Consider the following 15,415-nt stretch of genomic DNA (forward strand, 5'->3'; position numbering starts at 1 on the left):
GCCGTGCTGCGTTTGATGCCTTGCGCGATGCGGCTTCCACCTATGTCGGTGTCAGTGCCGAGCAAGAAACCGACATGAACGGCTGTGGCACCTAGGATTTGTCGTTGATCGCAGCGAGCAGGTGATGGACGCCTACCTTGCGCTGCTGGAAACCGTCGAGGCGGAAAGCTGGCGGCAAGAAGACGCCGCAGAAGGCTTGTCGAATACGACGGTCACCCGTGCCGGCATTCGCGAAACCCAGCGGGCTTGGCTCAAATATCGCGATGCGTGGCTGACATTCGCCGATGCACGCTATTGGGACAAGCAAGCCATCGTCACGTGGTTGACCCGCCAGCGTACAGATCAGCTTGTTGGGTTTCAGCCCGAATGAATTGCGCCGTTGATGGCGTGAAAAACGTGAAAGCCATCTCAGTTTTTGCCTTATACTCCGCACTCCCCCGAATTAGGAATAGTTACGATGTCGATGAAATCCGCCGCGCTGGCGTTGGCGATTGGTCTTGTTTTGATTGCCTGCAAGCAGCCGGCTGATGCTGCAGCCAACACCGCAGACGAAGAGATGGACGATGCGCCGCAAGCGATGACCGAGCAGGACGGGATAAAAATCGCGCTATCGATGATGGCGGCGGTCGAGCAGTGCGGCCTAAGTACGCCTGCCGAAAGCGCTGCTTCGCTGGCAAAGATCAAACAAGAAGCCGCCAAGAGCGGTGTGTCGACCGCGGGTATCGACGCCCAGTACACACTGATCGCTGCGCAGGTCAAGGCAGGTGCGTTGCAGGATCCGACAAGGATGAAAGAAAGTTGCGCACAACTGCGTGCCATGCGTCCTGACCCGGAGGAGCTGAAGAAGATGCAGGAAGCCGTGAAAGAACTGGAAAAAACGGTTACAAAAATGGAAGCAGAGCAAGCCGGCTGAACCAGCGGGATATGCGGAACCAACGGCGAGGCTGTTCCCTCGCCGTTTTTGTTTCAAGCGTTATGCCATTCTGGCAAACGAAAAAACGCGGTGGCGGTGGCGGTGCTGGCCGCCTCCGTCTGCACCACGTTTTCACCACGGTCACGCGCCAACTCTTCCACGATGTGCGCAAGATACATCGGTTCGTTACGGCGATCCTTGGGGGTGGGCTTGATCGTGCGCGGCAGCAGGTAGGGCGCGTCGGTTTCAATCATCAGTCGATTGGCCGGGATCGACTTCACCAACTCGCGCAGGTGCGCGCCGCGTCGTTCATCACAAAGCCATCCGGTGATACCGATATGCCAGTCTTGGTCGAGGTAGTCGAACAGTTCTTCGCGGCTGCCGGTGAAGCAATGCACCACCGCTGGGCCAAGTCGGCCATCGAAGTTCTTCATCATCGCCATGAAATCGGCGTGGGCATCGCGCTGGTGCAGGAATAGCGGCTTGCCGGTGTCCACCGCGATTTGCAGCTGACGCTCAAACGCGCTGCGCTGGGCCGGACGTGGTGAGAAATCACGGAAATAATCCAGCCCGCATTCGCCCACCGCCACCACTTCTTGGTGCGCGTGCAGAGCGCGCATTTCGGCATCGCACTCGTTGGTGTATTCGCTGGCATGGTGCGGGTGCACACCAGCGGTGGCAAACCATTCGCCGGGGCGCGTGCGTGCCAGTTCGAGCGCCTTCGGTGAGTGCGCGCGGCAGGCGCCGGTGAGGATGGCGCGGGTCACACCCGCAGTGCGTGCGCGCTGCCAGACCGCGTCACGGTCGTGGTCAAAACTGTCGTGGCTGAGGTTCAGCCCAATATCAATGAGATCCATCTGCTTATTGTAAATGCAGACGGTGCTTTCCCACCCTTGCGCTATCCTGAGACAGGTTGAATCATTGAATGTGCATAGGACATCGCAATGCGAATCTTGATATTGGGTGCCGGTGGCACCGGCGGCTATTTCGGCAGCAAGTTGCTGCAGGCGGGGTGCGATGTGCACTTTTTGGTGCGCGCCGCGCGTGCGCAGCAATTGCAGCGCGATGGGCTGTCTGTGCGTAGCCCCTTAGGTGACCGTCATATGGAGGCTCCTTGCCTCACGCAAGAAACATTGCCTACAGAGATTGCGAAGCAACCCTTCGACCTTGTGCTATTGAGCTGCAAAGCTTACGACCTGAACAGTGCGATAGAAGCGATTGCTCCTGCGGTAGGGCCGCAGACTGCGGTGTTGCCCATTCTCAACGGGCTAGCGCATTACGATGTCTTGGATGCGCGCTTTGGCCACGCGGCGGTGCTCGGTGGGCTGTGTCATATCAGTGTGACTAAAGCAGACGATGGCAGCATCGTGCATCTTGGTAAATTGGAACGACTAACGTTTGGTGCGCGCGAAGATGGTCAGCGTGAGTGCGTTGCGGCGCTGCTTGCGCTATGCCAGCACGCGGGTATCGATGTGGTGGCCACTGACGCGATTAGTGCGGCGCAGTGGGATAAATATAGTTTCCTCACCGCACTAGCGGCGGGCACTTGCTTGATGCAGGCCAGCGTTGGTGAAATTGTGGCAGTAGAAGGAGGCGCTGCTTTTCTGCGTGGCCTGTATGCAGAGTGTCTCGCGGTGGCGACAGCAGAGGGCCATGCGGTTGCAGACAATGCACAGGCCGCCGCATTGGAGATGCTGACGCGACCTGGTTCAACATTGAAGGCCTCCATGTTGCGTGATCTGTTGGCAGGACACCGCACCGAGGCTGCGCATATCGTGGGCGATATGCTGCAGCGCGCACAGGCGAACGATCTTGTGACGCCGCTGCTGCAAACGGCGAATTGCTACTTGGCGCTTCGGGGGAGCGATGCCAACAAATGAAATGGCGCAGCCCTAAGCCGAGTTATCAAAGCAGTTGCAGGTGAGCCTTCGCCACCTGCAACTGCCTAATCGTTCGATTTAGAACCGTACGCTGGCACCAACGAAGAAGACGCGTGCACCACCGTCGTAATTATTGCCTTCTTCCAGGGTGGATACATCGCCAAGGTTGCGCACACCTGCACGCAGAGTGAGGGACTTCCCAAGATCAAGATCGGTCACCAAATCCAGTGTGGTGTATGCCTTGGCAAAGGTTATATAGGTGCTTGAAACAAGCTGTTTGCCGATATGTTGCGCACTTAAGTTAACAGACCACGCATCCGTAACCTGCCAGTCTAATGCGGTGTTGGCGGTGAGTTCTGGAACCACTAGAAGTGTCGCACCGGTGCTGCGGTTTTTTGATTCCAGCATGCGTGTAGCGTTGATGGTCCACCGTACACGTTCATGCAGCGGTATTGAAGCGCTGGTCTCAATGCCACGGGTGCGGGCTTTTTCGATATTTTGCGAAACGGTCCACCAATAGCCGTTGACGAAGCTAGAGGTAAATCCAGCAATGTCGCGCAATGGAACTTGCTGAATTTTGTCCGAGAAGTTGGTTAAGAAATAGGTGGCTGAGAATGCGTAGTCGTTGCGGTCGAAGCCAACGCCAAACTCATAATTGATGCTGGTTTCTGGCTTTAGATAAGGGTTGCCCGCCATATAACAACCGAGGCTTCCATCTGCATTGGTTGATCGGCTAGTCCAGCCCTCTGTCGTTAGGCTGCCACAACCACCACCGCGCGATCGTGTTGCGGCACCGGCGGCGCTTTGCTTGAGATTGGGTGCACGAAAACCCGTGGAGACACCGCCACGCAGCGTCCAGGTTTCAGTAGGGTGCCAAACGCCATAGAGGCGTGGGTTGAAATGGCCACTGTAGCTCTCTGCGTTGTCCCAGCGTAGACCCGCCGTTAGCGTAAAACGCTCATGCAGCGTCATATGGTCTTCCGCAAACAAAGCCCATGTGTCTGCTTGGTTTTTTGGGCTAATGCGGCTACTGCCGGTCCATGTAATGGGTACCGTACCGATGGTGTTTTTGTTTTGCAGCGTTTCGCGCCGCAACTGCCCGCCCACATTGAGTTGGTGTTCTACACCCCAGTGGAAGCCTGTGTTGAGAGATGCGTCGAATACGGTTTCGCGAGAGTGGTTGCCAACGTTGCCACCCTTGTCTTCATACTCGTTATCGACAAGCGATATTTCAGAGGAAGTAGCGTCGTTATAGCGCCCCGAGTGGCGCAAGACATAGCCGGTTTGCACCAGCTCCGACAGGCCCCACGCATACACAGCAGCTGAGCCACTATTACGCTGCGTGCCGCGTGAGGCTTCAATGTTGAGGCTATGGCTGTCGTTGATTGACCAGTTGAGCAAAAGGTTGAAGTTCTCAGCCTTATTGCCGGGTGTTTGCCTAGCACCCTGATCCGATTTCCGATCGGTAAGATTGGCGCCAACGCGAACGCCAAGACTCTGAGTAATAGGGCCGCTGAGAAAAGCCCCAAACTGGGTGGTGTTGCCGCGCGTGGCGGAATCTGGCGTGCTGTAATTGAGCGTAGCGGAGCCACTCCACGCCGATGCGGTTTTGCGCGTGATGATATTGATGACGCCGCCCATCGCATCCGATCCATACAGCGAAGACATGGGGCCGCGAACAACTTCAATACGCTCGATCATGTCGGGCGAAAGCCAGTTGAGATCCTGTGGGCCAAGATCATCGCGATAGTTCACACCGGAAGAATTGCCCTGACGGCGACCGTCGATCAGGATGAGTGTGTACTGCTCCGGCAGGCCGCGCATGCGGATTTTAGATTGCGCGCCGGAGAGGCCATAGCCTCCGGTAACGCCGGGAATGGTACTCAGCAGCTGTGCAATGCTGCTAACTGGCTTGCGTTCAATTTCTTCACGCGTGATGACACTGATGCTGGCGGGAGCATCTTTGATCCACTGCTGCGCACCTGTGGCAGTAACCACAACGGCGTCCATTTTTTTAATGTCATCGGCACCATGCGCACGGGCGGGGAGCAAGGGCAGCAGCGCAAGCATCAGCGCCGCCGAAAGTGGGCGGGGGGTAAAAAGAGAAGACAGCATCGAGCAGGACTCCAAGTTAAGGTCCGCTGGCGATGGCTGGGACAGAGGGGGTAAAAATGTGCGCAGATAATAACGAGAATCAATAGCATTTGAAAGCGTTAAAGAAGTTGTGCTGGAACTTCTAAAATGCATGCATGCAATTCCCGATCACTCCCCTGCTCCCTGACCTCTTGGCTTCACTCACGGCCCATCCGCGCCTGGTGCTGGAAGCGCCGCCGGGCGCGGGCAAGACCACCCAGGTGCCGCTGGCCTTGCTGGATGCCGCTTGGCTTGGCGGAAAGAAGATCGTGCTGCTGGAGCCGCGCCGGGTGGCGGCGCGCGCAGCGGCCGGCTTTATGGCCAAGCAGCTGGGCGAGGCGGTGGGCGGGACCGTGGGGTATCGCATTCGTTTCGAAAACAAGATCAGCGCGAACACCCGCATCGAGGTGGTGACCGAGGGCATCTTGACCCGCATGCTGCAGGACGATCCACTGCTGGAGGGCGTGGGCGCGATCTTGTTCGATGAATTCCACGAACGGCATCTAAGTGGCGACCTGGGCCTGGCACTAGCGCTGGACGTACAGGCCGGGCTGCGTGAGGACCTGCGCATCGTGGTGATGTCGGCGACGCTGGATGGCGAGCGGCTGGCGGCGTTTCTCGATGCGCCACGCTTGTCGAGTGCGGGCCGCAGCTTTCCGGTGACCATCGCGCATTTCCCCGTGCGCCGCGAGGAAGCGCTGGAGCACCAGCTCAGGCGCGCGATCGAGCAGGCGCTGGCCGAACATCCCGGCGACGTGCTGGTGTTCCTGCCGGGGCAGCGCGAGATCGCGAAGGTCGAGCAGATGCTCGGCGCGATGCAGGGCGCGACTTCTGCCTGTGGCATCGAAATCCTGCCTCTGCACGGCGAGCTCCCCATCGAACAGCAGACCCGGGTGCTGCAGCCGGCCGATGATGGCCGCCGCCGCGTGGTGTTGGCGACCAATGTCGCCGAGTCCTCGGTGACGTTGCCGGGGGTGCGGGTGGTGATCGACGCCGGGCTAGCGCGCGAGCCGCGCTTCGACCCGAACAGCGGCTTCTCGCGGCTGGAGACCGTGGCGATCTCGCAGGCCAGCGCCGACCAGCGCGCCGGCCGCGCCGGCCGCGTGGCAGACGGCTTCGCCTACCGGCTATGGCCGCAGTCGCAGCGCTTAGAGCCGCAGCGAAAACCTGAGATCGCGCAAGTGGAACTGTCTGGCCTTGCGCTGGAACTGGCGGCCTGGGGCAGTGCTGCGCTGCGCTTCGTCGATCCGCCGGCCAGCGGCACGTTGGCGGCGGCGCGCGAGCTGTTGCAGCGGCTCGGCGCGCTGGAGGCAAACGGCAGGATCAGCGCGCGCGGCCAACGCATGCTGGCGTTGGGCACGCATCCACGGCTGGCGGCGATGCTACTGGCCGATACCGAGCCTGCGCGGGTGGCGCTGGCCTGCGATCTTGCCGCGCTGGTGGAAGCGCGCGATCCGCTGCGCACGCGCTCCGATGCACTGGCCGCGCGCTGGCAGGCGCTGGCGGCGTTTCGCGCCGGGCGGGTGGGCGCTGACGCCAGCCGCAGCGCGCTGGCTTTGATCGATGCCGCGGCCAAGCAGTGGCGGCGCCGGCTGCGCTGTGATGCCGGCCCGCCTGCATCCGCGCCAGCGCATGCGCTGGGCGACCTGCTGGCGCACGCCTTCCCGGACCGGATCGCGCGCCAGCATCCGCAGGACCCGCGCCGCTACCTGCTGGCGAACGGGCGGATGGCGCGGCTGTTCGATGACAGCGCGCTGTACGGCGAGCCGTGGCTGGTGCTCAGCGAGCTGCGCTTTGAAGCCAAGGATGCCCTGCTGCTGCGCGCCGCGCCGGTGGACGAGGCCTGGCTGCGGCGTGCGTTTGCCGCGCAGTTCCGCGAAGGCGACGAGGTGCGCTGGGATGCCGGCAAGCGCGCGCTGGTGAACGAGCGCATCGAGCGCTTTGACGGCATCGTGCTGTCCAGCAAATCCGCCGGCCGGGCCGACCCGGCGCTGGCCGCTGCGGCCTTGGTCACGGCGGTGCGCGGGCTGGGGCTGGACTGCCTGCCGTGGAGCGAGGCGCTCACGCAGTGGCGGATCCGCGTGCAGTGCCTGCGCGCGTGGATGCCGGAATTAGACCTGCCCGATCTATCGGAGGCGGCGCTGCTGGCCTCGCTGGAGCGGTGGTTGAAGCCCGCCTTCGCAGGAAAAACGCGCTTGGATGCGCTGAGTGAAAGCGAGCTGGGCGAAGCGTTGAAATCGGGGATGGCGTGGGGCCTGCGCCAGCGCATCGAACAGCTGGCCCCGACCCGGATCGAAGTGCCTTCCGGCCTGCAGCGCAGCATCGACTATCAGCTCGACGACCACGGCGAGCCTGCACCGCCGGTATTGGCGGTCAAGCTGCAGGAACTGTTTGGCCTTGCAGAAACCCCGCGCGTGGCCGATGGCCGGGTGCCGCTGCTGCTGCACCTGCTCTCGCCCGGAGGCAAGCCGCTGCAGGTGACCGCCGACCTGCACAACTTCTGGGCCAATACCTATGCGGAAGTCAAAAAGGAAATGAAGGGTCGCTATCCGCGCCACCCGTGGCCGGAAGACCCATGGAGCGCCACCGCGACCCATCGGGCGAAACCGAGAGGAACCTAAACGACCGGTTCACCCCATGCCGTCATTATTTGCGCCATACTCTTTACCACCCGCCATGACGTTACGGAGATCATCATGGGCAAGTTCAATAAAGCACAAGACCGCGCGCTGGATCTACTCGGTGAAATTGGCGATGGACTGCGTAATAAGGTGCCGGATAAGGCCGTGCAATGGATTGAAACCGGTGCGGCGCTTGGTGCGTTGCGTGCCAGTTCAAAAGTGGCCAGTGGCTTTATCCGCCGCAACCCTGTGCTGGTGGGTGCGGCCGTGGCAGGTGCGGGCCTACTCTGGCTTGCGATGCGCCACCGCGCCAAACAGCAGGCGGTGATTGAAGGCCAAGTGCGGCGCGTGCAAGCGGTGCGTCGTGGCGAACACGTGCAGGACGACTACGGCGTTTAAGCGTATTCGTTCGCGGGCGGGCTTCCGGCTTCGGGCAACTCAATCGTAAAGCGTGCGCCGCCGCCTTCACGGTCTTCATACCACAGGCGGCCACCCGCGCTCACGATAATCTGCCGCGCCAATGCCAGCCCTAGCCCGTTGGAGGCGACGCTTGCACTGTCTTGCGCATGTAGGCGTTGAAAAGGTTTGAACAGCAGCGGCTGAAAATTATCGGGAATCCCAGGGCCACGGTCTTGGGCAACAAGCTGCCAGTATCCGGGTGTGCCCGCGCGCGCAAAAATTTCTAACTCGCCGCCTGCACGCGCATATTTCAGCGCATTGCTCACAAGATTTTCGCCCACTTGTCGCAACACTTCGCGGCGAATCGCCACGCAAGCATTGCCGTGCGCATCGTCCACCCGCAGGCGAACACCGTTGGCTTCAAGCTGCAATTCATAGCGTGAAGCCAGCCAACGCAGCGTGTCGCCTAAATGGGTGGATGGCGTGATACTCATGTCGGGCTGTGAGGCCGCCGGTGATTGGCTTTCCAAGTATCCACGGATATACCCCAGTGCTTCATGGGTACTTTCGTTGATGATCTGCAAATAGCGCGGCGTGCGTTCTGGTTTGCAGTTGGGTTGCTCCAACATCTCGCAAGCAAACAGCACGCTGGTGAGTGGGTTTTTCAAATCGTGCGCCACTAGGTTGACCAATTGTTGGCGCTCGTTGGCGACCTGTTCCAATCGATCACGGGTAAGTTTGAGCTGCATGTGGACACGCACCCGCGCCAGCAGTTCCTCGTGGGCAAACGGCTTGTGAATGTAATCGACGGCGCCAGAGTCGAAGGCATGAAGTAGGCGCTGCGGATTGTGCTCGGGCGTTAGAAAGATCAGTGGAACGTGTCGCGTATTGGGATGCTTATGCAGTGCTGCAAGCAGATCCATCCCGGTAAGCCCGGGAAGCGGCGCGTCGATCAAGACAAGGTCGGGTGAACGGATTCCGGCGAAGGCCAACGCACTGTCGGCATTCGAGGCCAATAAAACACTATGGCCACTACTTTGTAGTAGTTGCGTCAAAGAAGAATCGCTGGGCAACTGGCTGCTTACCAGCAGGATATGACCTGTTGTAGCAATGTGTTGCGGCATTCAATCAATGATCCGTGACGGTGCGTGACGTCTGAATAGTAGCCATAAATGCGGGTGCTGGCATCATGCGCTGCAAGAGCGCCATTGGCCGGGCTGTAGCGCATCAAGGTGCGTTGTGCCGATGGCTGCACGAATGAGGCGCAGTGTTGGTAACCCAACCGCCGCGGTCATGCGCCGTACTTGCCGGTTGCGGCCTTCGTGAATGGTCAATTCTAGCCATGCATCCGGTACGGTTTTGCGAAACCGCACCGGCGGGTCGCGCGGCCACAGTGGCGGGGCTGCAATCTGCTTAACGCGTGCGGGCAGTGTGAGGCCGTCATTGAGTAGCACACCCGCACGCAGCGCCGCGAGCTGGTCTTCATTCGGCGCGCCCTCCACCTGCACCCAATAGGTCTTGGGCTGCTTGTGCTTAGGGTCGGTGAGCCGATGCGCGAGGCGGCCATCGTCGGTGAGCAGTAGCAGGCCTTCTGAATCAAAATCCAAGCGCCCGGCGGCGTACACATCGCGGGGCAAGCCGAACTCGGCCAGCGTGCGGCGCGGCGGTGTGCTGCGATCGGTGAACTGACACAGCACGCCGTAGGGCTTGTTGAATGCGATCAACACGCAATGATTAGTCGGGTTTCTTGAAACGCAGCGTCATGCGGTCGCTTTCACCGATGGCCTGATACTTGGCGTCATCGGCTTTGTCGTGATTATTACTCGGTGGCAGCGTCCATACGCCGTTAGGGTGATTAGCGGTGTCCTTGGTGTTTGCATTGACCTCGCTGCTGCTCTCCAACACGAAGCCCGCTTGCGTCGCCAGTTGCGTGATCAGCGCCTCGGTGAGATAGCCACTCTTTTTCATCGTCTCTAAATCTGTACCGGGTTTCGCACGATGATCCACCACGCCCAAGATGCCGCCGGGTTTCAGCACATTGAAGAAGGCTTTGAAATACGCTTCGGCATTACCGTCGGCGACCCAGTTATGGGCATTGCGGAAGGTCAGCACGGTATCGGCGGAATTGTCCGGGCCGAAATGCGGGGCCTTGGCATCAAATACGCGCAGCTCAGGCGCACCGTAAACGCTAGGTTTGGCAGCAAACTTTTCGCGTAGCGTTTTATTCAGCGCATAGCGGTAGCCGGGCTGGCCGGGGATGGCATCGTCCCAAACAGCGGCAACATAGTGGCCACGCGGATGCAGATAGGGCGCAAGGATATCGGCGTACCAACCACCGCCCGGAGTAATTTCAATCACCGTTTCATCGGGCTGTACGCCGAAGAACGCGAGAGTTTGACCCGGGTGGCGGTACCGGTCGCGCAGCACATCCTGCGGTGCGCGCCAATCACCGGCCAGCGCCGCGTCGAGCGCGGCACCGGGGGCTGACGATGCGACTGGTGCCGTTGTTTGCGATTGCGCAGAAACGCTACCACTTGCAAGCAACAGCGCAGTAATGGTGGACAGTAGCAGAGAGTTCATCATGACAGCTCCTATCGAAACAAACGTCAGCCTAATGGAAACAAGGATTACAGCGCCGCGAGTGCCGCATTGAACGTAGCCGACGGGCGCATGGCGGCGGATAATTTAGCGGTATCCGGCTGGTAGTAGCCGCCGATATCGACGGCCTTGCCCTGCACCGCGACGAGTTCCTCCACGATCTTCGCTTCGCCTTCGGAAAGCGTCTTGGCCAGCGGCGCGAACCTTGCCGCCAGCGCGGCGTCCGTGGTCTGCTCGGCCAACGCCTGCGCCCAGTACAGGGCCACATAGAAATGGCTGCCGCGGTTATCAATCGTGCCCAGCTTGCGGCCCGGCGAGCGGTCGTTGTCGAGGAACTTGGAATTGGCCGCGTCCAGCGCATCGGCCAGCACCTGCGCGGCCTTGTTGCCGGTGGTGTTGGCCAGGTGCTCGAACGAGGCCGCCAGCGCCAGGAACTCACCCAGCGAATCCCAGCGCAGGTAGTCCTCTTCCACGAACTGCTGCACGTGTTTGGGCGCGCTGCCGCCGGCGCCGGTCTCGAACAATCCGCCGCCGTTCATCAGCGGCACGATCGAGAGCATCTTGGCGCTGGTGCCCAGCTCCATGATCGGGAACAGGTCGGTCAGGTAGTCGCGCAGCACATTGCCGGTGGCGGAGATGGTGTCCTCGCCCTTGCGGATGCGCGCCAGCGACACCTGCATTGCCTCGATCGGCGACAGGATGCGGATGTCGAGGCCGCTGGTGTCGTGGTCCTTCAGATAGGTTTCCACCAGGCCCGCCAGCACGCGGTCATGCGCGCGCTGCGGATCCAGCCAGAACACCACCGGCGTTGCACTGAGGCGGGCGCGGTTGACCGCCAGCTTGACCCAATCACGGATCGGCGCGTCCTTGGTCTGGCACATGCGGAAGATGTCACCGGCTTGCACTGCTTGTTCCAGCAACACGTTACCCGCATCGTCGATCACCCGCACCACGCCGTCGCCGCTGATCTGGAAGGTCTTGTCGTGGCTGCCGTATTCCTCGGCCGCCTGCGCCATCAGGCCGACGTTGGGCACGCTGCCCATCGTCGCCGGGTCGAACGCGCCATTGGCTTTGCAATCTTCAATCACCACTTGGTAGATACCCGCGTAGTTGCGGTCGGGCAGCACCGCCTTGGTGTCTTGCAGCTTGCCTTCGGCATTCCACATCTTGCCCGAATCGCGGATCATCGCGGGCATCGAAGCATCGACAATCACGTCCGACGGCACGTGCAGATTGGTGATGCCCTTATCCGAGTTCACCATCGCCACACCCGGCCGCTGCGCGTACAACGCGCTGATGTCGGCTTCGATCTGCGCCGCCACGGCAGCATCTAACTGCGGCAGGCGCGCGTACAGATCACCGATGCCGTTATTGGGGTTGAAGCCCACAGATTCCAGCGCCTCGGCATGTTTCTCAAGCACCGGTGCATAAAAACGGCGAACAACGATGCCGAACATGATCGGGTCAGAGACCTTCATCATGGTGGCTTTCAAGTGCAGCGAGAACAGCACGCCCTGCGCCTTGGCATCGGCGATCTGTGCATCGATGAACGCCGCCAGCTTGGCCGCGCTGAGCACCGTGGCATCGATCACTTCGCCGGCCAGCAGCTTGACCGGGCCGCGCAGCGGGAAGCTGCTACCGGTGGCGCTGGTGTATTCGATCCGCACATTGCCTGCGGCGGCCATCACATGCGACTTCTCGCTGCCGTAAAAATCACCGTCGTCCATATGCGCGACGTGCGACTTCGACTCCGCACTCCACTTGCCCATCCGGTGCGGGTGCTTCCTGGCATAGGCCTTGACTGCCTTCGGTGCGCGACGGTCGGAATTGCCCTCGCGCAGCACCGGGTTGACCGCGCTGCCCATCGCCTTGCCATAGCGGGCGCGCACGTCCTTCTCCGGGTCGGTCTGCGGTTCGTCGGGATAGGCCGGCAGCGGATAGCCCTTGCCTTGCAGCTCCTTGATCGCCGCCTTCAACTGCGGCACCGAGGCGCTGATATTGGGCAGCTTGATGATGTTGGCTTCCGGGGTCTTGGCCAGCTCGCCAAGTTCGCGCAGATCATCGGCCACCGCCTTGCTGCCCAGCGCTTCCGGGAACTGCGCGAGGATGCGCGCGGCCAGCGAGATATCGCGGGTTTCCACATCGACCCCTGCGGTCTTGGCGTACGCCTGCACGATCGGCAGGAAGCTGGCGGTGGCGAGGAACGGCGCTTCGTCGGTGAGCGTGTAGAGGATCTTGGACATGGCGATGGCATCGGCTTACGAAGGAAGCCCCCATTGTCGCCGATTGCGGGCGGGAGGGGAAAACCATGGCCATGACCGGAGGGCATAGCGGTGCTGCGGCCGCATTATGAGCGAGGTGGCGGCGCAAGTGATACTTTGGCGAATACCTCAAACAACCGCGTCTGCGCCAGCTGGCCATCGAGCAAAATTTCAACTTTATAGTGACCGCCGGGCCAGCCATCGGGTTTGCTTATTTGGAAGGCAAGACATGTGGCCGTTGGGATTGGTTGCGTGCGGTGTTCTTCAAGCACTGTTTGTTTGCTATCGAGATGGCTCCAGCGCACGCCGATAAGGTGTGGTTGGGTAGGGTTAGCAGTACTCAGCTCGATGGAAACAAACAGCGTATCGCTTGGGTCGAACTGTTGCATCGGGCGCGTAACGCGTGATGTGGCATCTAACGCATTGCCAAGCTCCATACGCAGCACATGAACGGCTTGTGCAGGCAGCGCGGATTTAGCGGAAGGCGCGCTGCCTGCGGAGCTGGTTTTTTCTTGCGGCGGCGCACGCTGTGGTTGGCAAGCCGCCAGCAGGAGAAGAGCAAAAGCCAGTAGCGCACGCATTGCGAACTACTGCCGAACGGTGCGTAGGGCTGTAGGCGGCGCGCTGTTGGGCGTGGCGCGCCAAGGGTTGATGTCGAGCCCGCCACGGCGGGTGTAACGCGCTTCAATAGACAACTGCTGCGGTGCGCAGTGTGTGCTGATTTCGATAAAAAGACGCTCGACACATTGCTCATGAAATTCTGCGTGATCGCGGAAGCTCACTAGATAGCGCAGCAGGCTTTCGTGGTCGATCTTCGGGCCGGTATAAACGATATTGACGTCGGCCCAATCGGGCTGACCCGTCACCGGGCAGTTGGATTTCAGCAGCGCGCTGTGTAGATGTTCTTCAACGATTTGCGACGCATCGGCGCGTAGCAGTGAGGCATCAGGCGGGCCGTAATGATCAATGTCGATATCGAGAGTGTCGATGTGGAGTGCATCGCTCTCGGCTTCAAGCGCGGGAACACCAAAACGCATGCTGACGGATGCGCCTGCGGCGTGCGAGAGATCGGCCTCGATGCACTGACGCACGGCGTCATCCGACGCAAAGCGGCTGGCATTGAACGAGTTGAGATAGAGCTTGAGCGATTTTGATTCGATCAAATTGGGTGACGTGGCAGGCACGTAAAGCGTGGCCGTTGCGATACGCGGCTTGCCGCGCGCGTCGAGCCACGACAATTCAAACACCTGCCAGCGGTCGTGGCCAATAAAAGGCAGCGCGGATTCGTTCACACCAAGCGTGCTGCGCGCCTGTGTGCGTGGGATTGGGTACAGCAAGCTGGCGTCGTAATGGCTGGGATACGCCGTGTCACGGCCGAGCGGTGAGCCCGTTGGGGAGTGTGTATTCATTCGCTGCGGTGCTCGTGGGCTAGGTATTCGGCAGACTGCATTTCAATCAGGCGTGAGCTGGTGCGTTCAAAGGCACTTGCAAGGCGTTCACCCGCATAGAGATCCATGGGTGTGGTGGCCGCTGTGCAAATAAGATTGACGTGGCGATCGTACAGCTCGTCGATGAGGTTGACGAATCTGCGTGCGGCATCATCACGCAGTGCATCGAAGCGCGGGATGCCGCCAAGCAGAATCGTGTGAAACTCGCGCGCGATTTCGATGTAGTCGGCGGTGCCGCGTGGGCCATCGCAGAGCGCATCAAAATCAAACCAGCACAGTCCCTTGGTGCGCGCCCGTACGGCGATGCGACGGCCTTCAATTTCGATACCGGCATTCATATGCGAGGTATCACTGCTCAGCTCCATCCAGCGTTGGCGCAGCCATGCGTCGGATTGATTATCTAACGGCGCGTGATACACGGGTGATTTGGTGAGTGCACGCAGTCGATAGTCGGTAGCGCTGACCAGCTCAACGACTTGGCACTGCTGTTCCAGCATGGCAATGGCAGGCAGAAACCGCGCGCGCTGGAGGCCGTCTTTATAAAGATCCTTTGGCGCGGCGTTGGAGCTGGTTACAAGCGTGACACCTTCAGCAAACAGGTGCTCAAGCAGACGCGCAAGCAGCATTGCATCGCCAATATCGATGACAAAAAACTCGTCCAACACGAGTACGCGCAGCTTGCTTCGCCATTCGCGTGCAATCAGCGCAAGTGGGTCTTGCGCATTGGCGTGCTCGTTCAGGCGTTCTTGAATATCACGCATGAAGCGGTGGAAGTGGGTGCGGCGTTTTTCTGCGAACGGCAGGCTGTCGTAAAACAGGTCGATTAAAAATGTTTTGCCGCGCCCCACCCCGCCCCACAGATATAAGCCCTGCACCGGCTGCGGGGTCTCATGTTGAAACAAACGCTGCAACAGACCGCGTGGTGCTGCGGGTTCTAACAACGCTGCATGGATGCGATCGAGTGCGGCAAGCGCTTCGTGCTGCGCGGGGTCATCGCGCCAATCGCCACGCGTTACGCCTTCTGCATAGCGCGTGGAAGGAGATGAATTATTCATGCGGTTGCAGGTTGCGGTAGCCACGCGCGAATTTCGTGCTGCACGATCTGCCGAAGATCCATGAGCTTGCGATGGAAGAAGTGGCTTGTTTCGGGCAAACGCACCAG

The 15,415-nt window shown here is 60.4% G+C and carries 14 protein-coding genes and 1 pseudogene; 5 read left to right on the plus strand and 10 right to left on the minus strand.

Features of this window, described 5'->3' with window-relative positions:
* The first annotated feature begins 124 nt into the window (after positions 1-124).
* Both KUL77_RS02720 and KUL77_RS02725 read left to right on the plus strand, forming a co-directional pair.
* A complete protein-coding gene (locus KUL77_RS02720) occupies positions 125-370 on the plus strand; it encodes a lysozyme inhibitor LprI family protein (protein ID WP_297143283.1) in 246 nt (81 codons plus the stop codon).
* Between the two features lie 87 nt (positions 371-457).
* Positions 458-913, plus strand: a complete 456-nt coding sequence (locus KUL77_RS02725; protein ID WP_297143286.1) for a hypothetical protein — start codon at positions 458-460, stop codon at positions 911-913.
* Positions 914-966: 53 nt separating this feature from the next.
* Here the strand turns inward: KUL77_RS02725 and KUL77_RS02730 are convergent, their stop codons facing one another.
* Positions 967-1,770, minus strand: coding sequence for a TatD family hydrolase (locus KUL77_RS02730; RefSeq protein ID WP_297143289.1), 804 nt, complete (start codon positions 1,768-1,770; stop codon positions 967-969).
* A gap of 87 nt (positions 1,771-1,857) precedes the next feature.
* Between KUL77_RS02730 and panE the strand changes: the two genes are divergently transcribed.
* Positions 1,858-2,793: a 2-dehydropantoate 2-reductase gene (gene panE, locus KUL77_RS02735; RefSeq protein WP_297143292.1), complete on the plus strand. Its 936-nt coding sequence runs from the start codon at positions 1,858-1,860 to the stop codon at positions 2,791-2,793.
* Positions 2,794-2,871: 78 nt separating this feature from the next.
* On the opposite strand, the gene KUL77_RS02740 is transcribed toward panE, so the two are convergent.
* Positions 2,872-4,908: a TonB-dependent receptor gene (locus KUL77_RS02740; protein ID WP_297143295.1), complete on the minus strand. Its 2,037-nt coding sequence runs from the start codon at positions 4,906-4,908 to the stop codon at positions 2,872-2,874.
* A 134-nt stretch (positions 4,909-5,042) separates the two neighbouring features.
* Here KUL77_RS02740 and hrpB point away from each other — a divergent pair, with 134 nt between their 5' ends.
* The gene (hrpB, locus tag KUL77_RS02745) at positions 5,043-7,547 is read left to right on the plus strand and encodes an ATP-dependent helicase HrpB (RefSeq protein ID WP_297143298.1); all 2,505 of its coding nucleotides are present in this window, start codon (positions 5,043-5,045) and stop codon (positions 7,545-7,547) included.
* Positions 7,548-7,622: 75 nt separating this feature from the next.
* Entirely contained in the window at positions 7,623-7,946 is a 324-nt protein-coding gene (locus KUL77_RS02750) for a hypothetical protein (RefSeq protein ID WP_297143301.1), read from the plus strand.
* Here KUL77_RS02750 and KUL77_RS02755 read toward each other — a convergent pair.
* The 8 genes and pseudogenes from KUL77_RS02755 to KUL77_RS02790 all read right to left on the minus strand — a co-directional run.
* Entirely contained in the window at positions 7,943-9,070 is a 1,128-nt protein-coding gene (locus KUL77_RS02755; RefSeq protein ID WP_297143304.1) for a HAMP domain-containing sensor histidine kinase, read from the minus strand. The genes KUL77_RS02750 and KUL77_RS02755 overlap by 4 nt on opposite strands.
* A 63-nt stretch (positions 9,071-9,133) precedes the next feature.
* On the minus strand, positions 9,134-9,673 hold the full coding sequence (locus KUL77_RS02760) for a pseudouridine synthase (protein ID WP_297143306.1): 540 nt from the start codon (positions 9,671-9,673) through the stop codon (positions 9,134-9,136).
* 7 nt (positions 9,674-9,680) lie between these two features.
* Positions 9,681-10,529, minus strand: coding sequence for a methyltransferase (locus tag KUL77_RS02765; RefSeq protein ID WP_297143309.1), 849 nt, complete (start codon positions 10,527-10,529; stop codon positions 9,681-9,683).
* A gap of 44 nt (positions 10,530-10,573) precedes the next feature.
* The gene (locus KUL77_RS02770) at positions 10,574-12,787 is read right to left on the minus strand and encodes an NADP-dependent isocitrate dehydrogenase (protein ID WP_297143312.1); all 2,214 of its coding nucleotides are present in this window, start codon (positions 12,785-12,787) and stop codon (positions 10,574-10,576) included.
* Between the two features lie 104 nt (positions 12,788-12,891).
* Positions 12,892-13,386, minus strand: coding sequence for a hypothetical protein (locus KUL77_RS02775; protein WP_297143313.1), 495 nt, complete (start codon positions 13,384-13,386; stop codon positions 12,892-12,894).
* Between the two features lie 6 nt (positions 13,387-13,392).
* Positions 13,393-14,214: an NADPH-dependent 7-cyano-7-deazaguanine reductase QueF gene (gene queF, locus KUL77_RS02780; protein ID WP_297143316.1), complete on the minus strand. Its 822-nt coding sequence runs from the start codon at positions 14,212-14,214 to the stop codon at positions 13,393-13,395.
* On the minus strand, positions 14,211-15,308 hold the full coding sequence (gene zapE / locus KUL77_RS02785; protein ID WP_297143319.1) for a cell division protein ZapE: 1,098 nt from the start codon (positions 15,306-15,308) through the stop codon (positions 14,211-14,213). Before zapE ends, queF begins: the two co-directional genes overlap by 4 nt.
* A pseudogene (locus KUL77_RS02790) lies at positions 15,305-15,415 on the minus strand (alpha/beta hydrolase); the annotation flags it as partial. The gene zapE and the pseudogene KUL77_RS02790, both read right to left, overlap by 4 nt.

It is taken from the genome of Thermomonas sp., assembly GCF_019104945.1.
Lineage (GTDB): Bacteria > Pseudomonadota > Gammaproteobacteria > Xanthomonadales > Xanthomonadaceae > Thermomonas.